22 protein-coding genes are annotated in these 24,381 nt (G+C 36.7%); 20 read left to right on the top strand and 2 right to left on the bottom strand.

Annotation, left to right across the window (positions count from 1 at the left end; genetic code table 11):
* Positions 1-154 precede the first annotated feature (154 nt).
* Positions 155-2,311, bottom strand: a complete 2,157-nt coding sequence (locus ACECE_RS0224170; RefSeq protein WP_010252109.1) for a YcdB/YcdC domain-containing protein — start codon at positions 2,309-2,311, stop codon at positions 155-157.
* Positions 2,312-2,496: 185 nt separating this feature from the next.
* Here ACECE_RS0224170 and ACECE_RS31390 point away from each other — a divergent pair, with 185 nt between their 5' ends.
* The 20 genes from ACECE_RS31390 to fabD all read left to right on the top strand — a co-directional run bounded on the left by ACECE_RS31390 (position 2,497) and on the right by fabD (position 23,563).
* On the top strand, positions 2,497-2,664 hold the full coding sequence (locus tag ACECE_RS31390; protein ID WP_162862630.1) for a hypothetical protein: 168 nt from the start codon (positions 2,497-2,499) through the stop codon (positions 2,662-2,664).
* Between the two features lie 80 nt (positions 2,665-2,744).
* Positions 2,745-3,179, top strand: coding sequence for a TIGR04086 family membrane protein (locus ACECE_RS0224160; RefSeq protein WP_010252106.1), 435 nt, complete (start codon positions 2,745-2,747; stop codon positions 3,177-3,179).
* 352 nt (positions 3,180-3,531) lie between these two features.
* A complete protein-coding gene (pyrR, locus tag ACECE_RS0224155) occupies positions 3,532-4,086 on the top strand; it encodes a bifunctional pyr operon transcriptional regulator/uracil phosphoribosyltransferase PyrR (RefSeq protein ID WP_010252103.1) in 555 nt (184 codons plus the stop codon).
* A 351-nt stretch (positions 4,087-4,437) separates the two neighbouring features.
* On the top strand, positions 4,438-5,376 hold the full coding sequence (locus tag ACECE_RS0224145) for an aspartate carbamoyltransferase catalytic subunit (protein ID WP_010252098.1): 939 nt from the start codon (positions 4,438-4,440) through the stop codon (positions 5,374-5,376).
* The gene (locus ACECE_RS0224140; protein ID WP_010252096.1) at positions 5,360-6,646 is read left to right on the top strand and encodes a dihydroorotase; all 1,287 of its coding nucleotides are present in this window, start codon (positions 5,360-5,362) and stop codon (positions 6,644-6,646) included. Before ACECE_RS0224145 ends, ACECE_RS0224140 begins: the two co-directional genes overlap by 17 nt.
* A 56-nt stretch (positions 6,647-6,702) precedes the next feature.
* Positions 6,703-7,641, top strand: a complete 939-nt coding sequence (gene pyrF, locus ACECE_RS0224135; protein ID WP_010252092.1) for an orotidine-5'-phosphate decarboxylase — start codon at positions 6,703-6,705, stop codon at positions 7,639-7,641.
* A 108-nt stretch (positions 7,642-7,749) separates the two neighbouring features.
* On the top strand, positions 7,750-8,820 hold the full coding sequence (locus ACECE_RS0224130; RefSeq protein WP_010252089.1) for a carbamoyl phosphate synthase small subunit: 1,071 nt from the start codon (positions 7,750-7,752) through the stop codon (positions 8,818-8,820).
* 34 nt (positions 8,821-8,854) lie between these two features.
* The gene (gene carB / locus ACECE_RS0224125; protein WP_010252087.1) at positions 8,855-12,067 is read left to right on the top strand and encodes a carbamoyl-phosphate synthase large subunit; all 3,213 of its coding nucleotides are present in this window, start codon (positions 8,855-8,857) and stop codon (positions 12,065-12,067) included.
* A gap of 151 nt (positions 12,068-12,218) precedes the next feature.
* Positions 12,219-13,004, top strand: a complete 786-nt coding sequence (locus ACECE_RS0224120; protein WP_010252084.1) for a dihydroorotate dehydrogenase electron transfer subunit — start codon at positions 12,219-12,221, stop codon at positions 13,002-13,004.
* Positions 12,997-13,920: a dihydroorotate dehydrogenase gene (locus ACECE_RS0224115; protein ID WP_010252082.1), complete on the top strand. Its 924-nt coding sequence runs from the start codon at positions 12,997-12,999 to the stop codon at positions 13,918-13,920. The genes ACECE_RS0224120 and ACECE_RS0224115 overlap by 8 nt, the downstream gene beginning before the upstream one ends.
* A gap of 31 nt (positions 13,921-13,951) precedes the next feature.
* Positions 13,952-14,644 carry a histidine phosphatase family protein gene (locus ACECE_RS0224110; protein ID WP_010252080.1) on the top strand — a complete coding sequence of 231 codons (693 nt, stop codon included), beginning with the start codon at positions 13,952-13,954 and terminating at the stop codon, positions 14,642-14,644.
* 6 nt (positions 14,645-14,650) lie between these two features.
* Positions 14,651-15,640, top strand: a complete 990-nt coding sequence (locus tag ACECE_RS0224105; RefSeq protein WP_010252078.1) for a metallophosphoesterase family protein — start codon at positions 14,651-14,653, stop codon at positions 15,638-15,640.
* Positions 15,637-17,088, top strand: a complete 1,452-nt coding sequence (locus ACECE_RS0224100) for an AAA family ATPase (protein ID WP_010252076.1) — start codon at positions 15,637-15,639, stop codon at positions 17,086-17,088. The genes ACECE_RS0224105 and ACECE_RS0224100 overlap by 4 nt, the downstream gene beginning before the upstream one ends.
* On the top strand, positions 17,088-17,336 hold the full coding sequence (locus ACECE_RS0224095; protein ID WP_010252075.1) for a hypothetical protein: 249 nt from the start codon (positions 17,088-17,090) through the stop codon (positions 17,334-17,336). The genes ACECE_RS0224100 and ACECE_RS0224095 overlap by 1 nt, the downstream gene beginning before the upstream one ends.
* 153 nt (positions 17,337-17,489) lie before the next feature.
* Positions 17,490-18,848: a 30S ribosomal protein S12 methylthiotransferase RimO gene (gene rimO, locus ACECE_RS0224090; protein ID WP_010252073.1), complete on the top strand. Its 1,359-nt coding sequence runs from the start codon at positions 17,490-17,492 to the stop codon at positions 18,846-18,848.
* Complete coding sequence (gene pgsA, locus ACECE_RS0224085) at positions 18,832-19,449, top strand: CDP-diacylglycerol--glycerol-3-phosphate 3-phosphatidyltransferase (protein WP_010252072.1); 618 nt, start codon at positions 18,832-18,834, stop codon at positions 19,447-19,449. The genes rimO and pgsA overlap by 17 nt, the downstream gene beginning before the upstream one ends.
* A gap of 355 nt (positions 19,450-19,804) precedes the next feature.
* Positions 19,805-20,371: a transcription factor FapR gene (fapR, locus tag ACECE_RS0224080; RefSeq protein ID WP_010252070.1), complete on the top strand. Its 567-nt coding sequence runs from the start codon at positions 19,805-19,807 to the stop codon at positions 20,369-20,371.
* A gap of 155 nt (positions 20,372-20,526) precedes the next feature.
* Entirely contained in the window at positions 20,527-21,546 is a 1,020-nt protein-coding gene (plsX, locus tag ACECE_RS0224075) for a phosphate acyltransferase PlsX (protein ID WP_010252062.1), read from the top strand.
* On the top strand, positions 21,530-22,525 hold the full coding sequence (locus ACECE_RS0224070; RefSeq protein ID WP_010252059.1) for a beta-ketoacyl-ACP synthase III: 996 nt from the start codon (positions 21,530-21,532) through the stop codon (positions 22,523-22,525). The genes plsX and ACECE_RS0224070 overlap by 17 nt, the downstream gene beginning before the upstream one ends.
* A gap of 63 nt (positions 22,526-22,588) precedes the next feature.
* Positions 22,589-23,563, top strand: coding sequence for an ACP S-malonyltransferase (gene fabD, locus ACECE_RS0224065; protein WP_010252056.1), 975 nt, complete (start codon positions 22,589-22,591; stop codon positions 23,561-23,563).
* 112 nt (positions 23,564-23,675) lie between these two features.
* On the opposite strand, the gene ACECE_RS28775 is transcribed toward fabD, so the two are convergent.
* Complete coding sequence (locus tag ACECE_RS28775) at positions 23,676-24,284, bottom strand: IS110 family transposase (RefSeq protein ID WP_010252053.1); 609 nt, start codon at positions 24,282-24,284, stop codon at positions 23,676-23,678.
* Positions 24,285-24,381: the final 97 nt, after the last annotated feature.

Raw genomic sequence — 24,381 nt, 5'->3', positions numbered from 1 at the left:
TATTTAATTAATTAAATCCATTTTAGCTTGTATATACTAAAAAAATTAAAAAAGTCAAAATCACATTAAAAAAAGGCCTTAAAGACCTTTTAAAAATTTGAAAATTAAAGAGGGAGAGGAGGCACAAGGACCTCCTCGTGTATTTAATAAAATGTTAAATTTGCAGGTAATTGTATATTATAATTAGTGCGTCTGCTTTTTTTAGTTTTGCCTTTGGTCTGAAGTAATCTCCGTGGCCGTTTATAATCTTAAGTCCTTTAGCAATCACTACGTGTCCAATGAGATCAGGGCTTATTTCGTTCTTGTCTTTAAATTTACAATTAAAAATGTCGCTCAGTGCAGCTACTTTTTCATACTTTAATGCCCTTACTACAAATTTGACGCTGTCCTCTCTTGTCAAAGATCCTTCAGGATTTTTTTCATTCTCTTTTATGATACCTTCTTGTATTAGTAATTTATAAAGATCCTCTGTTTCATCAGTATTGGCCAGGGTAGTTTTTCCATAAAAACGATATCCGTTGCTGATTACTTGTGATATTAATAGCAGGAAGTCCTTTTGCTTGATTTGTTCATTTGGTTTTAGTTCTGGTCCTTCAAGGCCAATACCTGCTTGCGCAAGAAGCTCAATTTCTTTTTGAGCATAATGTCCCGAAATATCAGTGTATTCCAATTGCTTTTTCTCTTCGTAAGGTTTTCCATATGAATCTAAAATCACCCCAGTTAAAGCATCAAGGCTTGAGGGTTTGTCGGGATTTACAGTGTATACCAACTTTGCTTCCTTCTGAACTGTTGCATTTTGGCCCGATTCTTTAGTGTAAATAATATCTGAATTTCCTGTTGTATACTGAAGTTTCAATCCAATGTCCTTAAAGAAAATTTCATAGATGTCATCGATGGCAACAGCATTGTCCAGGGAAGGGAATTTTGTATCAAACCATGCTAAACCGTAGTTTGTAATCTTACCTGATATAGCATCAAATTCAACAGAAATATTATTTTCAGGAACAGGGATACCGTTTACAGTTCTTTCATATTTAAACCAAAAGTTTGTAGGCTTATAATCAGCAGGGTAAGTGCCTGGGTAGTTATTTATTTCTTCATATTGAGTTTCTTTAAACTTATTTGCTTGAAATTGTTTTAAAAACTCCTCGACAGCTTTTTTTGCAGCATCCTTGTCATATTTGGGAGTACTGTCTTCACTGCTTGGATAACCTGTGTAAAAGCTTGTTATCTCCCCGGTAGTAGCATCAATAGCGACATTTACATTCCTGTAGTCTTTATCATTTGACTTGGTAAAATACAGTTCCCACTGGTAGCCTTTTATTCCAGACCAACCTTTAAAAAGACTTGCGCTTTGTAGGGTGAAGGTTTCATCAAGTTCGAGAATCTTTAATTCTCTAGCTATCTTTTCTGCATTTTCCTGGCTGATAAGTTTTGAGACTTCTTCTACCGCCTCTATTTCTTCAGGCGTGAGTATGATATCTCCTGCAGTAGTACTGAAGGCGACATTGTACTTAAGTTTTTCATCTCCGTATCTCCCACCGTAATAATATTGCTCTAAATTTACCCTTTCACCTGTTAAAGCATCAATATAATAGCTTGAATTATATACAGGTACATATGCTCCGAATACTTTTAAACTGCCTTCATCAGTAGAGGTCTGGTATGTAAGCCTAAGACCGAGGTTCTTAATATATGCCTCTTGGGCTTCCTTAAGACTTATGGCTTTTTCGCTTGAAGGAAAGGTAATGTTTTTTATCCATGTTTTGTTGTAATTCTGAACTTCACCAGTCTGTTTGTCTATGTATATACTTATTCCGTTTTGTGGAAACGGGATGCCGTTGTATGTTCTTTCATAGCCAAAAGAATAGCAACTTTCATTAATAGACATACTTTGACTATTTTCCATCGGCTTTAAGCTGCTAAAAATATCAGGATTCAGTTTTTTAACAGTTTCTTCAGCTTTAGTTTGAGCAGCAGATTTACTTATTGCCGGGAGCTTTTTAATGTTTTCGTAGTTTGTATTCTTGTAATTATAATAGTTTAATATATCTCCAGTGTTATCAATTGTTATCTGGATGCTTGAACCGTTATCGCTTTTTGAGCTCCAGTTAAGATCCCATATCTTTGTATCGCCTTCAGTTCTGACACTATAAGAAAAATTGTTATAGTCTTCGGGGATATCAAACATTTGCTTTGCTGACTTAATTGCACTTTCAAGCCCAGGATCACTTGCAGCAAATACAAAACCGGGTATGGATACAGTAATAATCATGATTAGCGCAACAAATAGCGCCATTTTTGTTTTCATATTTTCTTCACTCCTTGGTTAATATTTTGATAATTTATACATATTAGACAGGTAGACTCAAAAAAAAGTTCTGCAAAAATTAAAATATATTTAAAAATATTAATTCGCTATTGAAAAAAATTACCTTTTTTTTAAAAATATTATAGTATGCTCAAGGAAATGACAGAAGAGTAGGGGGTATTGGAATGACAGCGGACAAAAAAGCGAATAATGAGACTGAAGTTTATTTGAGTATGATGAGAGATAAACCGGTATATAGAAAAATGGTTCGGGATGGCGTGTTTACCGAGGAACAGCTTGATGAATGTTTAAAAATGCTTTACGAAAATGATTTGAAAGAAGAAAACAAGTAATTTATTTTCTTGTTCTAACAAGCTTAAAATTCCAATAGATTAATAGTATAAACACACTATTAATCTATTGGGGGGTTGTTATGACAAACAAAACGAGCCAGACGGCCAAAAATATTATAAGTGAGCATGCCAATATAGTATCAATGATTAAAGGCATTGCTATTGCATACTTAATCACGATACCGCTATTCATGGTTTTTTCATTCTTTCTAACCTATATGGATTTCCCGGAAAAGTTTCTTCCGTCAGCGGTGATTATTACGACCTTAATCAGCATAATAATAGCTGGCTGGTCTTCTACCTGCAGAGTGCAGAGCAGAGGTTGGATGAATGGAGGGATTATAGGTTTTTTGTATATGGCTATCCTGTTCCTTGTTAGCAGTCTGACATATAGAGATTTTTCGGTCAACAGTCATGTTATAATAATGTTGGTTGCCGGTGTTCTTACAGGTTCAATTGGCGGAATATTGGGAATAAATTTAAGAAGAGAGCCTAAGCTAAGGTCGGGTAGATAAGGAATAAGTGAAATAGCTGTAAAAGTTATATTTTCTTCATCCATGAGGAATATAAATTCAAAAATAAGATTAAAAAATCATTAAAAATATATAGACAATAGATACAAATTGTGTTACTATAATATTTAATTAAATAGTTACCTTTAATTGAGTCCAGAGAGGCTAGAAAGGTGGCGCTGAGAGTATACAATTTTGTATAAATACACATTGTGATTTAGCTTCTTGCCGTCATCTGGTAGGAAGCTTTTTTGACGCCCAGTACTTTTAGATTTCAGGTTTCTAGTCATACAAAATGTTAAAATGCAGTTCCTATGATTTTGAATGTATTAAATAATTTTGGAGTGTATAAAATATGGTTGATAAAGCTGAAATAATGGATGAAAGTGGAATAATTAGAGCTGTTACAAGAATAGCTCACGAAATTATTGAGAAGAATAAGGGTGTAGAGAATATTGTTCTCATTGGTATTCAGCGAAGAGGTGTGCCTCTTGCAAAAATGATTGCTGAAAAAATAAAGGGTGTTGAGGGTAAAGAGGTTCCTGTAGGAATTTTGGACATAACACTTTATAGAGATGATTTAAGTATGTTGGCAGAACATCCAATAATAAACGGCACAGAAATAAATTTCTCTGTTAATGGTAAGGAGATTATACTGATTGATGATGTAATATACACAGGTAGAACAGCTAGGGCTGCAATAGATGCAATTATGGATATTGGCAGACCGAAAATGATTCAGCTTGCTGTTTTGGTTGATAGAGGACATAGAGAACTTCCTATCCGAGCTGATTATGTTGGGAAAAATGTTCCAACTTCTAAGTTTGAGGTAGTAAATGTTAAATTATATGATGTTGATAAGGTGAATATTGTTACGATCAGTGATATTGAAAAAGGAATCAGTCATTAGGTTTATATAGAAGTTTTGTGGATATTTTAGAATGATTATAGTGAAAGGATATTTGTGATGAAAAGTCTGATGAACGTCTTTATAATTAAATTAAAGCAAAAAATAGAGATGTATTCTGCTTTTCTTATTTATATAGTTAGTGGAACGACTTTTGATTCAATTAATAGAATACTTATTTTCAAAAATGGTAAGGATATATTTCCTTACTATTTTTTTTATCAGGTGCCAATTTTTCACATTGGATTTAAAAATCTACATGTGTATAAAGATGGCATAAAGCAACTAATGTCAATTAAATCAAGTTTTTTATATTTACATTTAAATATAAGTTTATGTGAGTGAGGTGCTATGATGATTTTAAAGTCAAAAGATCTGTTAGGACTTAAGGATCTTACAAGCGAAGAAATTGAACACATTTTAAACACGGCAAGGACTATGAAGCTTATTGTTACATCAAAAAACAAGAAGACTCCACACCTTCAGGGAAAGTCTATAATAACTTTGTTTTATGAAAACAGTACCAGGACAAGATTGTCTTTTGAACTCGCGTCGAAGTACATGAGTGCAAGTGCTGCAAACGTGTCTGCTTCAAGCAGCAGTGTATCTAAAGGTGAGACACTTATTGATACTGGAAAGACAATAGATATGATGGGAACAGATGTTGTTATCATAAGGCACCCAATGTCCGGAGCACCGCATCTTCTTGCCAGGAATATCAATGCTTCGGTTATTAATGCAGGTGACGGAATGAATGAACATCCTACCCAGGCACTGCTTGATATGTTTACAATAATCGAAAAGAAGGGAAGTTTGAAAGGTTTAAAAGTTGCTATTATTGGAGATGTGTATCATAGCAGGGTTGCCAGAAGTAATATATGGGGAATGACAAAACTTGGAGCTGAAGTTTGTGTGGCTGGTCCATCAACCTTACTGCCGCCGGAAATTGAGAAAACAGGAGTTAAAGCGTTTAATACGGTTCAGGAGGCATTGATTGATGCTGACGTGGTTATGGGACTTAGAATTCAGCTTGAAAGGCAGAAAAAAGGGCTGTTCCCAAGTATAAGGGAGTATTCAAGATTCTTCGGACTTGATGAAAAGCGGCTGAAGCTTGCCAAGGAAGATGCGCTTGTAATGCATCCTGGTCCTGTAAACAGGGGAGTGGAATTGTCATCTAGTGTTGTAGACGGTGACAAGTCGCTTATAAATGAACAGGTTCAAAATGGAGTAGCTGTCAGAATGGCACTGTTGTATCTTTTGACAAGGAGGGATTCTAGTGAGAACATTAATTAAAGGCGGTCATGTTGTTGATGCAAAATCGAAAATTGACGATTGTCTAGATATATTAATAGATGATGGCAAGATTGTTGAAATCGGTAAAAACCTTGAGTTTGTAAGTGGTGATATTATTTATGCAGAGGGTAAATATGTTTTGCCAGGGCTTGTTGATGCTCATTGCCATTTAAGAGACCCGGGTTTTGAATACAAGGAAGATATAGAGACAGGCACAAGAAGTGCTGCCAAGGGAGGGTTTACATCTATTGCATGTATGCCCAATACAAACCCGGTAATTGATAATCAGGCTATTGTAAAATATATTATAAATAAAGCAAAACAAGAAGGAGTAGTAAACGTTTATCCGATAGGAGCCATATCAAAGGGGCTTAAGGGCGAAGAACTTTCAGAAATAGGAGAGTTGAAGTTTGCTGGTGCAGTTGCTATTTCAGATGATGGAAAGCCTCTTAAGAGTTCTTCATTAATGAAAAAGGCACTTCAATATGCTTCAATGTTTGATATAACAGTAATATCACACTGCGAGGATTTGGAGCTGGTAGACGAAGGTACCATGAATGAGGGTTACCTGTCCACAATCATGGGATTAAAGGGTATACCTTCAGCTGCTGAAGAAATAATGGTTTCTAGAGATCTTATATTGGCTGAATACACAAAAATTCCTGTTCATATTGCTCACGTGAGCACTGAACTTTCAGTTGATCTTATAAGGCATGCGAAAAAACGTGGAGTCAAAGTAACCTGCGAAACCTGCCCTCATTATTTTACACTTACTGAGGAGGCGTGTGAGGGTTTTAACACTTTGGCGAAAGTAAATCCTCCGCTCAGAACAAATAAGGATGTTCAAGCAATAATAGAGGGACTAAAGGATGGAACAATCGATATAATTGCAACAGATCATGCTCCGCACCATGCTGATGAAAAGAATGTTGAATTTGCTATTGCTGCAAACGGGATGGTTGGGTTTGAGACTGCTCTGCCACTTTGCGTAACTTACCTTGTAAAACCTGGACATCTAACCATTGAGCAATTGGTTGAAAAAATGTGCGTAAATCCTTCAAAAATCCTTGGATTAAATAAAGGTTCTATAGAAGTAGGAAGTTGTGCAGATTTGACAATACTTGATATTAATGAAGAATTTGAAGTGGATATACAGAAGTTTAGTTCAAAAAGCAAAAATTCACCGTTTAATGGTTTTAAATTACAAGGTACAGTTTATTACACAATTGTAAATGGTAATGTGATTGTTAGAGAGAAAGTATTATTATAAAAGCAAGCGTTTCGCTAATTTCTTGATATAAATTGATGAAATAAGGAGAGTATAAGATGTTTATTGATACACTGATTGAGAAAATTAAAGAGAAAAATAATCCTACAGTTGTAGGTCTTGATCCTAAAATTGATTATGTTCCGTCTTTCATTAAAGAAGAGATGTTCCAAAAGTACGGAGCCAATTTAAAAGGTGTAGCAGAGGCAATACTTAAGTTTAACAAAATGTTGATTGATTCCATATATGATATTGTACCTGCTGTCAAACCGCAACTTGCATACTATGAAATGTATGGTGTTGAGGGAGTGAGGGTTTTCTACGAAACGTGCAAATATGCAAAGGAAAAAGGATTAATATGTATCGCTGACGGTAAGAGAAATGATATTGGAACGACTGCAGAGGCTTATTCCTCTGCTTTCCTTGGAAATACCAAGGTTGATGACAATTGCATGGAGGCTGCGTTTGATGTAGATGCGCTGACAGTAAATCCTTATCTTGGAGTTGATGGAATCAAGCCATTTGTAAATGATTGTGCCAATTTTGGTAAAGGAATTTTCGTTCTTGTAAAGACTTCAAACAAGTCTTCCGGGCAACTTCAGGATCTTCTGACTCAGGAAGGCAAAAGCATTTACGAAAAAGTAGCTGAATATGTAAATGATTGGGGCGCAAATGTTATAGGTAAATATGGATACAGTAGTGTTGGTGCAGTTGTAGGGGCTACATACCCCAATCAGGCAAAGATATTAAGAAAAATATTAAGAAACGCTTATATACTGGTTCCAGGTTATGGAGCACAGGGGGGAACTGCAAGGGATGTTGCGCATTCATTTAACAGTGATGGTTTAGGTGCCCTGGTGAATGCTTCAAGGAGCATAATGTGTGCATATAAGGATGAACACTGGAGTGGGATATATACTGAAGACAAATTTAATGAAGCTTCAAGAGCTGAAGCATTGAGAATGAAGGATGACATAAATCAAGTTATTGGTGCTTGATGATTACATTTTGCAATATTACTTTTCATTCGTTAATTCAAATATTGCAAAATAATGTTTAGCTGTCTATATCTAAAAAACTAACGTATTATATGGGGTGGTTAATTAATGAAAGCAATACTAGCATTAGAAGACGGCACGATTTTTCACGGTGAAAACTTTGGAATAGAAGGCGAAGTAATTGGAGAAATCGTGTTTAATACAGGCATGACAGGTTATCAGGAAGTACTGACGGATCCTTCTTACTGTGGGCAGGTGGTTACAATGACGTATCCACTTATTGGTAACTATGGTGTTAACATTGACGATATTGAATCGGGCAAGCCTCAGGTTAAGGGATTTATTGTAAGGGAGCTTTGTGACAATCCAAGCAACTGGAGGTCTGTAGAGACTTTGGAAGAATACCTTAAGCGTCATAATATAATTGGTATTCAGGGAATTGATACAAGGGCTCTTACCAGGATACTGCGTGATAAAGGAACTATGAAAGGGATTATTACAACTGATCCTAATTTTAGTTTAGAAGACAAGATTGATGAAATCAAGGCTTATGAGATTAAAGATCCTGTTATGTGTGTTACGACAAAAGAGGTTATACATTACAAAGGGGATGGCCTGAAGGTGGCTCTGCTCGATCTTGGTATCAAGCAAAATATTGTCAGATCACTACTAAAAAGAGGCTGCGATGTATATGTATATCCTGCAAATGCAAAAGTTGATGAAATTATGGCTGTCAATCCTGACGGCATAATGTTGTCAAATGGACCTGGTGATCCAAAGGATTGTGTAGAAACAATTGATACTATCAAGAAACTTATAGGTAAAAAGCCGATGTTTGGAATTTGCCTTGGACATCAGCTTACAGCACTGGCAAATAACGCTGATACGGAAAAGCTAAAATACGGCCATAGGGGATGTAACCATCCTGTAAAGGACCTTGAGAAGGATTTGACATATATAACTTCTCAGAATCATGGATATACGATTATAGAAGCATCCTTAGATGCTTCAAGGATGGAAGTAAGCCATAGAAATATGAATGATGGTACTATAGAAGGTGTAAGATATAAGGATGTACCTGTATTTACAGTACAGTTTCATCCGGAAGCATCACCAGGACCGAAAGATACAGCTTATCTTTTTGATGAATTTATTGAGTTAATGAATAAGTATAAGTAATATATCGTGTAGAAGGATTTAAGGGGGATATTAAATGCCTAAAAGAAATGATGTTAAGAAAGTTTTAGTTATAGGGTCAGGACCTATTATTATCGGTCAGGCTGCAGAGTTTGACTACGCCGGAACACAGGCCTGCCGTGCATTAAAGGAAGAAAACATTGAAGTTATATTGGTAAATAGCAATCCTGCAACAATTATGACAGATACAAACATTGCAGATAAAGTATATATAGAGCCTCTCACACCTGAAATAGTCAAAAAGATTATAATAGAAGAGAAGCCTGACAGTATATTGCCTACATTAGGTGGTCAAACAGGTCTTAATCTTGCAATGGAGCTTGCAGAATCGGGATTTTTGGAAGAGCAGGGAGTAAAACTCCTTGGAACTGCAACTGAAACTATAAAGATGGCTGAGGACAGACAGGCATTCAAAGATACCATGGAAAGAATAGGTGAGCCTTGCATAGCAAGCAAGGTAGTAACTACAATAGAAGACGCTATGGAATTTGCAGCCCTGATCGGATATCCTGTAATTGTTAGACCTGCCTATACCCTTGGAGGTTCCGGCGGAGGAATAGTGTACAATGAAGAGGAACTATTTGAAATAGGAAGCAATGGATTAAGGCTTAGCAGGGTAACTCAGGTACTCATAGAAAAGTGTATTTCCGGATGGAAGGAAGTTGAGTACGAGGTAATGCGCGACGGCAAGGGGAATGTAATTACTGTATGTAATATGGAAAATATTGACCCTGTAGGAGTTCATACAGGGGACAGTATCGTTGTTGCGCCTTCACAGACACTTACAGACAAGGAATACCAAATGCTCCGTACGGCATCACTTAATATTATTTCCGAATTGGGAATCCAGGGTGGATGTAATGTTCAGTTTGCACTTCACCCTACCAGCTTTGAATATGCTGTTATAGAAGTAAACCCAAGAGTTAGCCGTTCATCGGCGCTTGCTTCAAAAGCAACCGGTTATCCGATTGCAAAGGTTGCTTCAAAGATTGCCATAGGATATGGTCTTGATGAAATCCAGAATGCAGTAACGGGAAAAACCTATGCTTGTTTTGAGCCAACGTTGGACTATGTTGTAGTAAAGATTCCAAAGTGGCCGTTTGACAAGTTTGTTAAGGCAAAAAGAACTCTTGGCACGCAGATGAAAGCAACAGGAGAGGTAATGGCTATCAGCAGTTCCTTTGAAGGGGCTTTAATGAAGGCGTTGCGTTCTCTAGAGCTGGGTATCTTTACACTGGAGCAGGATATATACAAGAGCTTTAGTGATAGTGAAATACGTGAAAAAATTAAGGACATAAATGATGAAAGACTCCTTGTCTTAGCTGAGGCTATAAGAAGGGGAATTACTATTGAAGAAATAAATGAAATAACGAAGATTGACTTATACTTCTTAAATAAGATTAAGGATCTTGTTACAACTGAAGAAAAGCTTAAGACGATGAAACTTGAAGATATGACAAAGGATACCCTTAAGAAGATTAAGAAGATGGGATTCCCGGATATGGTTATTGCAAAATACATGGGATGCACCGCAAAAGATATACTTGTTAAAAGGAAGGAGCTTGGCATTTGTGCGACCTACAAAATGGTTGACACGTGTGCTGCTGAGTTTGAAGCTGTGACTCCATACTACTATTCAACTTTTGATGAGGTATGTGAAGCAAAAAGATCAGATAAGAAAAAAGTGCTTGTTGTGGGTTCAGGACCAATTAGAATCGGTCAGGGTATTGAATTTGACTACTGTTCTGTACATTCAGTGTGGGGATTAAAGGAAGAAGGATATGAAACCATAATAGCCAACAACAATCCTGAAACAGTAAGTACAGACTTTGATACTGCTGACAGACTTTACTTTGAGCCTCTTACAGCTGAAGATGTTGAAAACATTGTTGAAACTGAAAAAGTTGATGGAGTTATTGTTCAGTTCGGTGGGCAGACAGCTATCAAGCTTACAAAAGCATTGGATCAGATGGGCGTAAAGATATTTGGTACAGAACCCTACTATATAGATGCTGCAGAAGACCGTGAAAAGTTTGATGCCGTGCTTGAGGAAATAGGAATACCAAGACCTGAGGGTAAGACGGTGTTCACTCTTGAAGAGGCTCTTGAAGCTGCCAATGAACTTAAATATCCTGTACTTGTAAGACCGTCATATGTTTTAGGTGGGCAGGGTATGGAGATTGCTTTCAGTGACAAGGATGTACAAGAATTTATGGAAATCATAACAAGGGTAAAGCAGGAACATCCTATACTGGTAGATAAATATATGATGGGCAAGGAGATAGAAGTAGATGCTATCTGCGATGGTGAAGATATATTGATTCCGGGTATTATGGAACACCTTGAAAGAGCAGGAGTTCACTCAGGGGACAGTATATCTGTATATCCTTCCCTTTCGATAAGTGACAAGCTAAAAGAAAAGATTGTTGACTTTACAAAGAAGCTTGCGAAAGCTCTTCATGTAATAGGACTTGTAAATATTCAGTATGTTTATTATAATCATGAACTCTATGTTATAGAGGTAAATCCGCGTTCAAGCCGTACGGTACCATATATAAGCAAGGTAACCGGAATTCCTATGGTTAATATTGCTACAAGAATTATGATGGGCAGAAAGCTTAAGGACTTCGGATATGGTACTGGTCTATATAAAGAGTCTGAGTACTATGCAGTTAAGGTTCCGGTGTTCTCTTTCGAAAAGCTGCATGATGTTGACACAAGCTTAGGACCTGAAATGAAGTCAACAGGAGAGGTTCTTGGAATTGCAAAGAATTTTCCGGATGCTCTGTTTAAAGGAATTGTTGGTTCAGGAATTAAGCTTCCTAAAAAGAGCGGAGGTATACTGATGACTGTCCGTGACACTGATAAGACTGAATTGATTCCGATAGCTGAAGAGTTTGAAAAGTTGGGCTATAAGCTTTATGCAACTGGTAAGACTGCAAATATGTTAAATAATCAGGGGATAGCCACAAATGCAGTAAAGAAGATTGAAGAAGGAGAGCCTAATATACTTGATTTGATACAGTCAGGCAAGATAAGCTTGATAATTAATACACCAACAAAGGGTAGAAAGCCTGAAAGAGATGGATTCAAGATAAGAAGAAAAGCCGTTGAAATATCAATACCATGCTTGACTTCTCTAGATACAGCAAAGGCAGTATTGGAATGCTTGAAGCTTGGAAAAGAAGAAAAAGATCTCGAAGTTCTAAACCTAAGTGTTTTTGATTAAAAATTGTATGTAAATGTTGTAAAATTGGGTGGGGCTAAATGCCCCCTAGATTTTTAATTGGGGAATTTGAGAAGTAAGTGTGCAAAATCTAGTAGGACTAATAGTCTCTGAGATTTTTTAATAAACAAAAACTATTGTTTCGGAGGATAAAATGTCTAAGGTTTTAATTGAAAAGGTTGAAAAAATTGAACAAGTGGCAAAGTCGATATACAGAATGACAATTAAGTCCGATTATGTATCTGGATATGCCAGACCTGGCCAGTTTGTAAATGTAAAATGCAGTGAAGGGATAAATGCCCTGCTTAGAAGGCCTATTAGCATATGTAACGTTGATAGGGACAGAGGAACTTTCGATATTGTATTTCAAATAAAGGGAATAGGGACGGAATACCTGTCCCAGAAGCTGGTAGGCAGCGAAGTGGATTTGATTGCCCCTCTTGGAACTCCTTTTGATATCGATGGGAAAAATAAGAGAATTGCAGTAGTTGGAGGGGGAATAGGTATCTTCCCGCTGCTCTACTTACTAAGAGAGATAAAGGGTGCAGATAAAAGAGCGTATATTGGATTTAGGAATAAAGATTATGCAGTGCTTTTAGACGAATTTGAATCAAATTGCGACTTCTTAAATATATCAACAGATGACGGAAGCATGGGGTATAAGGGACTTGTTACGAAACTTCTGGAAGATGATCTGGAAGCTGGCGGGTTTGATATGATATATACCTGTGGACCTATGCCAATGATAAAAAGAGTAGTTGAAATTGCACATAAGAATAATATAAAATGCCAGGTTTCCATGGAGCAAAGAATGGGCTGTGGCATTGGTGCTTGTCTGGTTTGCGCATGTAAAACGAAAAAGGAAGATGGTTGGGAATATAGTCATGTGTGTAAAGACGGACCTGTATTCTGGAGTGATGAGGTGATTTTTGATGACTGACAACATGCCTAAAATGGAAGTTCGGATTGGAAGTTTAAAATTGAAAAATCCTGTTATTGCTGCATCGGGTACTTTTGGATTTGGAAGAGAGTATAGTGAGTATATGGATTTAAACCAAATAGGAGGAATTTCAGTCAAAGGTCTTACCTTAGAACCTAGACAGGGAAACAAACCTCCTAGAATAGCTGAAACACCTGCAGGTATTTTGAACAGTGTAGGACTTCAGAATCCTGGTGTAAAGACATTTATAAAAGAGGAAATCCCGTTTTTGAGAAGGTTTGATACAGCGATTATTGCAAATATAGCAGGCAATACTCTTGAAGATTACTGTGAGATGGCAGATATATTATCGGTTGAGGATATAGATGCTGTTGAACTAAACGTTTCATGCCCTAATGTAAAAAAAGGGTGTATGTCATTCGGAAACACTACTGCTGGAATAACTGAGATAACAAGGGAAGTAAGAAAGCATTGTAAAAAGCCTTTGATAGTAAAGTTGACTCCTAACGTTACTGATGTCAAAGAAATAGCATTGGCAGCAGAAGCTGAAGGGGCTGATGCTATATCGTTAATTAATACACTATATGGAATGGCTATTGATATTCACAGGAGAAGGCCTATCCTTGCCAACAATTTTGGTGGACTGTCAGGACCTGCAGTAAAGCCTGTTGCTGTGAGAATGGTTTATGAAGTTTCAAATACTGTTAAGATACCGGTAATAGGTATGGGTGGAATAACGACAGGTGATGATGCTGTTGAGTTTATGCTGGCTGGTGCAAGAGCAGTTATGGTGGGAACTGCTAATTTTGTAAATCCTGCTGCGTGTTTGGATGTTGTAAAAGGTATTCAAAATTATCTTGGTATGTATAACACTAATGATGTTAATGATATAATAGGAACACTTAAGTTAAACTAAGGCCTAAAGATAATGAAAGAGGGTTACTGGATTGAAAACCAGAGTTATTTTTGTCAGACATGCAGAGGCTGAGGGAAATCTTTACAGGATTTTTCACGGCTGGACGGATTCAGGTATTACTGAAAAGGGACATATTCAGGCTAAAAAAGCTGCAGAAAGATTAAAAGATGTAAAAATAGATGTCATTTATTCAAGCAGTTTGAAGAGGACCATGCAAACTGCACAGTACATTGCTGATATTAAGGGACTTCCAATCATAAGGACTGACAAGCTTAAAGAAATTAATGGCGGAGATTGGGAAGGAAGAAAATGGGATGAATTGCCCGGAATCTGGCCGGATGAATACCATACATGGGAAAACGAGCCGCATATTCACAGAATGCCAAATGGTGAAACTATGCAAGAGTTTCAGGAAAGACTTAAAAATGAAGTAATGTATATTATAGACAACAACAAGGGCAAAAACATATGTATTGTAACGCATGGAACTGCTATACGGGCTCTTATGTGCCACTTTTTTTACTGTAATCTGGAGGGGATGGTCAATATCAAGTGGTATGATAATACGTCCATTTCAATAGTTGACTATGAAAATGGCGAGTTTCATGTTGTTGTTGAAGGAGACGCTTCGCATTTGGACAGGGAGCTTAGTACCCTGCAAAATCAAAAATGGTGGAATGAATACATGGCGAAGTATGACCAAAGATCGGAATTGGAGGAGTGAGAATAAATGAAGCTCCTCTTTTTTACAGATACCCATATAAAAGGGACTACTCCTAAGAATCGCAAAGACAACTTTTATGAGACATTAAAAAGAAAGTTTCTCGAAATATATGATATTTCAAATGAACTGAATGTTGACTACATTCTTCATGGAGGAGATTGGTTTGACAGGCCGGATATATCACCTGCCATAGTAAGAGAGTTTGCAATAATTATAAAAAACTTTGGAAAAGAAGTATATACGGTTGCCGGAAATCATGATATATATGGACATAATCCAGGAACAGTCAGCAGAACCATGTTGGGGATACTAGAGGGAACTGGAGTTGTAAAGCTTCTCAATGATAATGATGAGGTTGTGCTCAAAAAGGATGGGGTTAGTGTACAGCTTACAGGGAAGTCGTACAATTACGATATTGATGGACCGGATTACGCAAAATATTATATAGTAAAGAAAAACAATAATGTGGATTATGCAATAAATATTGTCCATGGAATGTTGCTTCAGAAGCCATTTTACGAGGGAATACAGTATACTTTGCTGGACGATCTCAAAGACACAGAGGCTGATATTACGTTTGCAGGTCATTACCACAGCGGCTTTGGGGTAAAACACATCGACAGCAAGTATTTTGTCAATCCTGGAAGTGTTGTTAGGATTTCCAACAGCATAGGAGAGATTGAAAGAAAGCCAAAAGTAGTATATGTAGAGCTTACAGATAGAATTACTATACAGGAAATAGAATTGAAGTCTGCTTTACCCGGGGAAGAGGTTTTAGACAGGGAAGCATTGGAGATGTCTAAGGACCGGAGCCTTAAACTGCATCAATTCTATCAGGGAATTGCAGAATCGATGGATTATAAGAAAATTGACCTTGCAAATATAGTTGAAGAGATAGCTTCAAACCAGGATTTGAGCAGGGAAGTAAAAGAAGAAGCTTTAAGGAGGATAGCACTTGCCCAGGAAAGTTTTGCGATGGGGCAAGAGGAAGAATGATTTGTATTAACAAAGTGTTAATTGAAAATTTTCAATCGCATGAGAATACAGAGCTTACTTTTCATGATGGCCTAAATGTAATTATTGGGCCTTCTGACCATGGAAAGTCTGCTGTCATAAGGGCTATAAAGTGGGTTTTATATAATGAGCCAAGAGGTAACGAATTTATACGTCAGGGATCAAACTTTGCCAGGGTAACTCTTTGGCTAAATACCGGCTATACAATAACCAGGGAACGTACTCCGAGCAAGAATAGATACATATTATCAGACAATGATGGTAATTCAAATGTGTATGAAGGTTTTGGAAACGAGGTACCTCATGAGGTTATAAAGGCACATGGAATACCAAAGGTAATGCTGGATACCGATATAAATTCAAGCATTAATATGGGGGGGCAGCTTGAAGGACCATTCCTTATATCAGAATCAGGTTCTGTTCGTGCAAAAGCAATAGGCCGGCTTACGGGACTCCATATAATTGACAAATCCATCCGTGACAGTGCAACTGATTTAAGGCGTGAGAATCAAACACGGGACAGGATTAATGATGAATTGGTTAGCGTAGATGAAAAGCTTAATGAATTTAGATACCTTGACTTACTAGAGGACAGAATAGAAGTTTCTTCAAATCATATTAAAAGAATAGAAGAGTATCTTGATAGAATCAGTACTCTGACAAGTATCAACGGCAGCCTTTTAGATATTAATCAAATGTATAGTAAAGCAGCTTACGAGCTTACAAGGCTGGAAAAACTTGATGAGTGCGAGATGCTTTTAAAAAAAGTTGAAATTGGCTATATGAGGTTAAGGTCAATGGACAATTTGCGTAACAGATACAAGGATAATTCGTTTGCATCTACGGAAATGTCAAATATTCTTGCAAATACGGACAAGGTCAATGATGGTATAAGTTTGCTCAAACAGATAAATGAAAAGACCAATAGGTATGAAAGTTTGATAAAGGCTAATAGAATATTGGAAGAGATAGGGAATGAACTGGTAAAGGCTACAGATATAATAGACAGTACAAAAAATATTGTAAAGTCCGATGTTTTAGTTAGTCAAATTGGGGAAAATATTATAAGAATGATAAGGCTTATTGCAATTAAGGAAAAGCTTGTTGATTATGATCAGGAGATTATGAAAGTACATAATTTGTTAAAGAAAAGTGTTGATTTAGTTGAATCCAATGACATTATCAGCTCAATCAATAATAAAAGGGAACTTTGTGCTAGATTGGAATCCTTAAGAAGCAAATATGATCCAATAGTACATAATATTATTGAAGGAAATAATTATCTTAACAGCAATAAAGAGGACATTGAAAAATACCTTAAGGCTTATGTAGATTTATTGAAGGAAAATGGAAAATGCCCTTTATGTAATAGCAAAATCAGTGAGGATAAATTGGGCGATATCATTAAGCAATATGAGGAGGTTCATTGATGGCTCTTGAATATGAAAAGAAGATTAGTCAAATCAAGGAAAACCTTGATAAGGCAAAGAATATGAGAATTAGGGCTGAAGCACGACTGGAACAATTAAACAAGCAAAAGGAAGAAATATTGGGAGAACTTAAAGAACTTGGAGTGTCACCAGAGGAACTTGAGGGTGAAATAAGTAGACTTAAGAGTGAAATTGAGGATTTGATAGACAAAGCAGAAAAGCTTATTCCCGAAGAACTTATAAAATAAAAGCTTTGGGGCATCAAACCTTAGCGTTTTTGCCGCTTTCATTTTATTTAGGAGAGGTTAAAAAAGTAATTGACATTTCAAGCTGAAAAGTAAATAATGGTTAGTGGTGAATTAAAATAGAAATCAAATAAATTCTGGTTCGAGGTGTATAACTTGAAGAAGAAAATAGGTATTGTTTCACTTGGGTGTCCAAAAAATCTTGTTGATAGTGAAATAATGCTTGGGACACTTAAGAAAAAAGATTATGAGATTACTCCGGATGAAAAGCATGCAGACATCATTATTGTAAATACTTGCGGATTTATTGAGTCTGCTATTGAGGAATCTATAAATGCTATACTGGAGATGGTAGGTTATAAGCAGCATAAATGCAGGCTTCTTATTGTTACTGGTTGTCTTGCTCAAAGATATAAGGAGCAGATATTAAAAGAGATACCTGAAGTTGATGCTGTTGTTGGTACCGGAGGATATGGGCAAATAGCAGAAATTATAGATAAGCTATATGAAGCTGAAGCGAAAACTCCTCAAGATAAAAGATTATTTCTTGATTTTGAGTACAATGTCGAGTATATGAAAGAGGAGCGCGTGCTTTCTTCTAAGAAGGGCTATGCCTATTTGAAGATTGCAGAAGGTTGTGATAACTGTTGTACTTATTGTGTAATTCCTTCATTAAGAGGACCATATACCAGCAGATCTATGGAGGACATAATACAAGACGCCGGTCATTTGGCTAAACAGGGAGTCAAGGAAGTAATACTTGTAGCACAGGATATTACCCGGTATGGCGAAGATATATACAATGAAAAAAAACTTGTTGAGTTGATTCGGCAAATTTGCAGGATAGAAGGCATTGAATGGATAAGACTTCTGTATTGTTATCCGGAGGAAATTGACGAGAACCTGATAAGTGAAATGGCAAGTAACCCTAAAATTCTGAAATATTTGGACATGCCTATTCAGCACGCAAGTGACAAAATATTAAGTGCCATGGGTAGAAGAGGAACATTTGAGAATCTGGAAGCACTTCTTACAAAGCTCAAGGAAAGGATACCCGATATTGTAATCCGTACTACTTTGATTGTAGGTTTTCCTGGGGAAGATGAAAAGGATTTCAGAATTTTGTATGGATTTGTGAAAAAGCACCAATTTGATAGGTTGGGAGTATTCCCCTATTCTAAAGAGGAGGGGACTTTAGCTTTTGATATGAAGCCTCAGATTAAGAGGAGTGTTAAAGAGTCAAGATTAAGTGATATAATGCAGTTGCAGAAAGAGATTGTTTTGGAAAAAAACAATGCAAGGCTAAATAAGGTTTATACTGTACTTGTTGAAGGTGTAGCTGATGATGGACTATTTTACACTGGGAGATCATATGCTGAGGCACCCGAAATTGACAACTTGATTTACTTTACAAGCAAAGATCCTCTCGAATTTGGGAGCTTTGTCGAGGTTAAGATATTGAATATTGATGAATATGATTTAATAGGAGAGGTTGTAAATGAATCTTCCAAATAAGCTTACTATACTTAGAATTTTACTTGTACCGGTTTTTATGCTCATTATAGTTCCTATTCCGCAGTGGATTGTGGATAGCAGTTTGTTGGGTTTTATTAATCCTCAATTAACTTGGATAAACAACTTTATTTATAACTATGGAAACTATGTAGCGGCGTTGGTGTTTATAATTGCATCAAGTACGGATGCGCTTGATGGGTATATTGCACGAAAGACAAAGCAGATAACCAAGTTCGGAAAGTTCTTGGATCCTATCGCCGATAAGCTTTTAGTATCAGCAGCATTAATTGCCTTAGTTGAAAGGGGAGATCTTTCAACGTGGGTAGCAGTTATTATTATAGGCCGCGAGTTTATAATAACCGGGTTAAGGCTCGTAGCTGCCAGTGAAGGTATAGTTATTGCTGCAAGTAGTTGGGGAAAGATTAAAACAATAACACAGATGATTGCGATAATTGCGATGCTTTTCAAGAATTATCCTATCAGGTGGTTGGTTGATTTCCCTTTTGACGAAATAGCAATGTTTTTAGCAGTTATTGCCACCATTTACTCGGCTTATGATTATATTGTTAAGAATGCAAATGTGATCGACCACAATTCCTGAATATTTTAAAAAAATATAAACGCACCAGATTACGGCGAGATGCTGTAGACTGGTGCGTTTTTTTGTTTTAATAGAGTTCAGAATAAAATAATTTTTTTAAAATTACCATGAAAATATTGCATAATTTAGAATTGTATTATATACTTTTATCAGCAGCAATTAGTACCAGGTAATAATTTAAAAATTATTTGCATATAATAGTACAAAAGATATTGGTTTTAAAGAATAAAATTCGAAGTATAACGGCCCTTAAAGGGTGATGTACATTTTTAACATAGTGATTGGAAAGCTTGATGTTAAAAATCGCTGGTATTTGGGAGGTAGTTTTTTATCATAACGAACAAGAGGTGGATTGATGAGTAGGTCATCAGGCATGAAAAAGGAAAGGCAGTCTATTCTTCTAGAAAGATTGAAGCAGGATCCATTCCTTACAGATGAAGAATTGTCTGAAATATTTAGTGTAAGTATACCTACTATTAGATTGGATAGACTGGAATTGGGTATTCCTGAACTGCGGGAACGTATTAAGAACGTAGCAGAAGAAAATTACAGTAAGGTAAAGTCTATTCAAAGCGGGGATATTGTTGGAGAACTCGTCGATATTTCCCTTGGTAAAAGTGGAATATCGATATTGGAAACTAACGAAAAGATGGCTTTTAAAAAGTTTAAAGTTATCCAGGGACATTATATATATTCTTTGGCAGAGTCACTTGCGATAGCAGTTATAGATGCGCATGTTGCACTGGTTGGTGTTGCAAATATAAAATATAAAACTCCGGTATATGCAGGAAGCAAGCTTGTTGCGAAAGCAGAAGTTAAAAAAGCTATTGACAATAAATATATAGTATGGGTGAAGATTACAGAAAAGCAGGTTGAAGTTTTTCGGGGGAAATATATACTGGTATCCCTTGAAAAAATATGAGAGACATAGTATTTTATTTAGGTGCGGTAATCGTAATATGCGGTTAAAGAAGCGTTTTAGAGGGAAGTATTTTAATAATATTTATGAGATTTGAGGCTTTTTTAACGTGTGAAAAGATGCTTTATCGGACAAAACTTTTGTAGGAGTGAATGTTCTTGGTTATATTAGTAGATGCGATGGGTGGGGACAATGCACCACAAGACATTGTTAAAGGATGTGTTGAAGCAGTTAATGAGTCGCAAGGTTTTGATATATTGTTAATTGGTGATAAAGATAAGATTGAAGAAATACTTGGGGAGAAAAACTTATTAAACCCAAGAATTAAGATACATCATGCTTCAGAAGTTATTACTGTGGAGGATTCTCCTACTAAAGCAATAAAGACTAAGAAAGACTCGTCAATGGTAGTAGGTTTTGATTTATTAAAAGAAAAAAAAGGTGATATATTCATTTCTTGTGGAAATAGTGGTGCTCTGATGACTGGGGCATTGCTCATATTAGGTAGGATTAAAGGCGTGGATAGACCAGCTTTCCCGGCCATAATACCAACAAAAACCGGGAAATGCATAATTATAGATGCGGGACTTAATACAGTTTGTAAACCAGTCAACTATCAGCAGTTTGCTATTATGGGATCAATATTTATGAAGGAGATGTTCAATATTGAAAATCCAAAGGTTGGGCTTCTGAATATTGGCTCCGAAGAAGGGAAAGGGAACGAGGTTATCAAGCAGGCGCATAACTTGCTTGAAGAGTCAAATATAAACTTTGTTGGAAATATTGAAGGGACTGACATTTTCAGAGGTAAGGCTGAAGTTGCTGTGTGTGATGGTTTTGTTGGGAATGTTGCACTTAAAACTATAGAAGGTTCGGCATCATTCTTGTTTGGTATGATTAAAGGTGTTTTTTATAAGAATCTTAAGACTAAACTTGGTGCACTATTGCTTAAGAAAGATATGAAGGAAGTCAAAAAATTGCTTGACCCTGATGAAAATGGAGGCGCCCTAATTATTGGGGTAAATGGTCTGGTACTAAAAAGCCATGGTAATTCAAATATGAAGACTATAAAGAATGTAATATTAAAAGCAAACATATTGGGAAGGACCAGGATTGTAGAAACAATAAAAAATGAGTTTGTGAATATGGAGGTTGAGGACATTGAACAAGACTTGTAGCTATGGGATTTTAGGGATTGGAAGCTGTTTACCAGAAAAGATTTTAACTAACTTTGACTGGGAAAAGATGGTTGATACAACGGATGAATGGATTACTAAAAGAACAGGTATATCGGAAAGAAGAGTTCTTGAAAAGAATGAACCGGGGCATGAAATTGGAGTTAAGGCTGCAAAGAGGGCTTTGGAAGATGCTGGTTTAAACGCCGAAGATCTGGATTTAATTATTGTTGCAACCGAGACTCCGGATTATCTTACTCCATCTATGTCGTGCTTGATCCAAAATGGGATTGGAGCTAAGAAGGCTGCTGCTTTTGATCTTAATGCAGCATGTTCCGGTTTTATTTACAGTATGACTGTTGCAGGGCAATTTATTAAAACAGGAATGTATAAGCATATTCTGGTAGTTGGATGTGAATCTCTCACTAAGGCGATGGATTGGAATGATAGAAATACATGTGTGCTTTTCGGTGATGGGGCAGGAGCAGCAGTACTTGGACCTGTAGAAGAAGGCTATGGTGTGTTGAATACTTGCATTGGAGCAGTAGGAGAAATGGGCCATAATATAACACTTCCATGCTGTTATGTAAATGAAGCTGAGGCGGCAAAAAGGCAGGGAGAAGATAAAAGGGTCTTCTGGATGGATGGCAGTGAGGTATTTAAATTTGCAGTAAAGATAATGGAATATGGAACAAATAAAGCGTTAGAAGAGATAGGTCTCAAATTGGATGATGTTAAGCTTATTGTTCCACATCAGGCTAATATCAGAATACTTGAGGGAGCAGCAAAAAGACTAGGTGTTACTAGTGATAAAGTATTTTCTAATATTCAAAAATACGGTAACATTTCATCGGCTTCAATTCCTGTTGGTCTTAATGATGCTTATAGAGGCGGTAAAATCAACAAGGGTGACAATTTAGTTTTGGTTGGCTTCGGGGGTGGTTTGACCTGGGGTTCTGCAGTGATAAAATGGAGCAAGTAAAGATTAAAATTGGTATTGAAAGCAGAAGGCAGAAAAAATCTTTATGAATATGGAGGGGAGTAAATGGGAAAGCTAGCGTTTATATTTTCCGGCCAAGGTGCACAATATGTTGGTATGGGAAAGGAAATAGCTGAGGCATATAAGGCTTCAGACGAGGTGTTTAATCAGGCATCAGAAGCTTTAGGCTTTGATGTGAAAAAAATGGTTTTTGAGAGTGATGATGAAACATTAAAAATAACCGAGAATACACAGCCTACTATTGTGACCACAAGCATAGCGTGTCTTCAACCTCTTTTAGAAAACGGAATCAAGCCTGATGTTGTAGCAGGGCTTAGTCTTGGTGAGTATTCGGCTCATGTAGCAGCAGGTACTATGTCATTTAAAGACGCTGTTGCGCTTGTAAGAAAAAGAGGGAAGTTTATGCAGGAAGCTGTTCCGGTAGGCGTTGGAGCAATGGCGGCTATACTGGGATTGGATAACGAAAAAGTAATAGAATGCTGTAAGACCGCAGCTTCAGATGGCATAGTTGGACCTGCAAACTTTAACTGTCCTGGTCAGGTAGTTATTGCTGGGGAAGTGAAAGCAGTTGAAAGAGCTGCGGAACTGGCAAAAGAAGCTGGAGCTAAAAGGGCTATGATGCTGCCAGTAAGTGCACCTTTCCATTGCAGTATGTTAAAACCAGCAGGGGAAAAACTCTCGGCAGAACTTGATAAAATAATGTTTAATGATATGAAAATTCCTGTAGTAACAAATGTTACAGCTGAATATATTTTAGATAAATCAGTGGTTAAAGACTTGCTTGTCAGTCAGGTTAGCAGTCCTGTTCTTTTTGAGGAATCCATTAGAAAAATGATTGATGATGGAGTAGACACTTTTGTGGAAATTGGTCCAGGAAAGACCTTAATAGGGTTTGTCAAAAAGATAAATAAGGATGTTAAAACATTGAATGTTGATGATCTGGAGTCTTTAAACACTACACTCAGAGAACTTGGTGCTTTAAAGTCCAGCGGTAAAATGTCAATACCAAATTGGAAATAAATTTAGAAATATTGATGATATTTTACCGGTTTTGAGCATAAAAAGGCATCACCTATTAAGCCTACCAAAGTAAGTTTGTAAATATGGTAGGATATGGTTAACCAAATGGAAATTAATCTCCTTTTGGTGGAATATAAAGTCGATTGCTATGCAGCAGTGCATAGACAAGTCGAACGAATTTTCTGGCAGTTAATGCAAGTGCCCTTTTATGAGCTGTTTTTGGGGTTTGGCTATATTTTAATTCATAGAAGCGTTTTAACTCGTGATCGTGCAATCTCACTTTGTTAGTTGCTTCCATGAAGTAGTAACGCAAATAACGGTTACCAAACTTAATTAATTTAGTATTTGAAGCCGTAAAGTTTCCTGATTGGTGTTTTGTCCAGGAAATACCCGCAAATTTAGCTAATGCAGCATGATCTTTGAAACGATGAATATCACCAATTTCTGCTATTATTCCGGCAGAGTATACAGGGCCGATTCCTTTGATAGAGGTTAAAGGATTAGGAATAAGTTTAATTTGTTCCTCAATAGCCTTATCAAAGATTTTGAGCTGTTCCTTATAAGCTTTTATAGCCGAAAAAGACACAGCAAGTACCTGATTTACTGAATGAGTAACCGTTTTGGGAAGACGGTATGAACTTCTTGCAGCTTTCTGAAGAGTGGCTGCAATTTCATCAGGATTATCAAAGCGGCCCCTTACCTTTTTTGCTGATAAAGTCAACCAGTTCTTCAATTGGCATATACGAAATTTCATCAACAGAAAAGAATTCTTCAATAATGCTGCTGGATGTAGCACCAAATGTATCTGAAAATATCTT

Source organism: Acetivibrio cellulolyticus CD2, assembly GCF_000179595.2.
Lineage (GTDB): Bacteria > Bacillota > Clostridia > Acetivibrionales > Acetivibrionaceae > Acetivibrio > Acetivibrio cellulolyticus.
The sequence above is the reverse complement of the archived record's forward strand: the minus strand, read 5'-3'. Positions and strand labels throughout refer to the sequence as shown.

What these genes read in the sequence shown, in the direction of transcription:
- fapR (WP_010252070.1), top strand. Translation starts at nt 19,805, where the DNA reads ATGAGTAGGTCATCAGGCATGAAAAAGGAAAGGCAGTCTATTCTTCTA.
- ACECE_RS0224130 (WP_010252089.1), top strand. Translation starts at nt 7,750, where the DNA reads ATGAAAGCAATACTAGCATTAGAAGACGGCACGATTTTTCACGGTGAA.
- ACECE_RS0224145 (WP_010252098.1), top strand. Translation starts at nt 4,438, where the DNA reads ATGATTTTAAAGTCAAAAGATCTGTTAGGACTTAAGGATCTTACAAGC.
- pgsA (WP_010252072.1), top strand. Translation starts at nt 18,832, where the DNA reads ATGAATCTTCCAAATAAGCTTACTATACTTAGAATTTTACTTGTACCG.
- ACECE_RS0224170 (WP_010252109.1), bottom strand. Translation starts at nt 2,311, where the DNA reads ATGAAAACAAAAATGGCGCTATTTGTTGCGCTAATCATGATTATTACT.
- ACECE_RS31390 (WP_162862630.1), top strand. Translation starts at nt 2,497, where the DNA reads ATGACAGCGGACAAAAAAGCGAATAATGAGACTGAAGTTTATTTGAGT.
- ACECE_RS0224120 (WP_010252084.1), top strand. Translation starts at nt 12,219, where the DNA reads ATGTCTAAGGTTTTAATTGAAAAGGTTGAAAAAATTGAACAAGTGGCA.
- ACECE_RS0224160 (WP_010252106.1), top strand. Translation starts at nt 2,745, where the DNA reads ATGACAAACAAAACGAGCCAGACGGCCAAAAATATTATAAGTGAGCAT.
- pyrF (WP_010252092.1), top strand. Translation starts at nt 6,703, where the DNA reads ATGTTTATTGATACACTGATTGAGAAAATTAAAGAGAAAAATAATCCT.
- ACECE_RS0224105 (WP_010252078.1), top strand. Translation starts at nt 14,651, where the DNA reads ATGAAGCTCCTCTTTTTTACAGATACCCATATAAAAGGGACTACTCCT.
- fabD (WP_010252056.1), top strand. Translation starts at nt 22,589, where the DNA reads ATGGGAAAGCTAGCGTTTATATTTTCCGGCCAAGGTGCACAATATGTT.
- pyrR (WP_010252103.1), top strand. Translation starts at nt 3,532, where the DNA reads ATGGTTGATAAAGCTGAAATAATGGATGAAAGTGGAATAATTAGAGCT.
- ACECE_RS0224100 (WP_010252076.1), top strand. Translation starts at nt 15,637, where the DNA reads ATGATTTGTATTAACAAAGTGTTAATTGAAAATTTTCAATCGCATGAG.
- carB (WP_010252087.1), top strand. Translation starts at nt 8,855, where the DNA reads ATGCCTAAAAGAAATGATGTTAAGAAAGTTTTAGTTATAGGGTCAGGA.
- ACECE_RS0224095 (WP_010252075.1), top strand. Translation starts at nt 17,088, where the DNA reads ATGGCTCTTGAATATGAAAAGAAGATTAGTCAAATCAAGGAAAACCTT.
- ACECE_RS0224115 (WP_010252082.1), top strand. Translation starts at nt 12,997, where the DNA reads ATGACTGACAACATGCCTAAAATGGAAGTTCGGATTGGAAGTTTAAAA.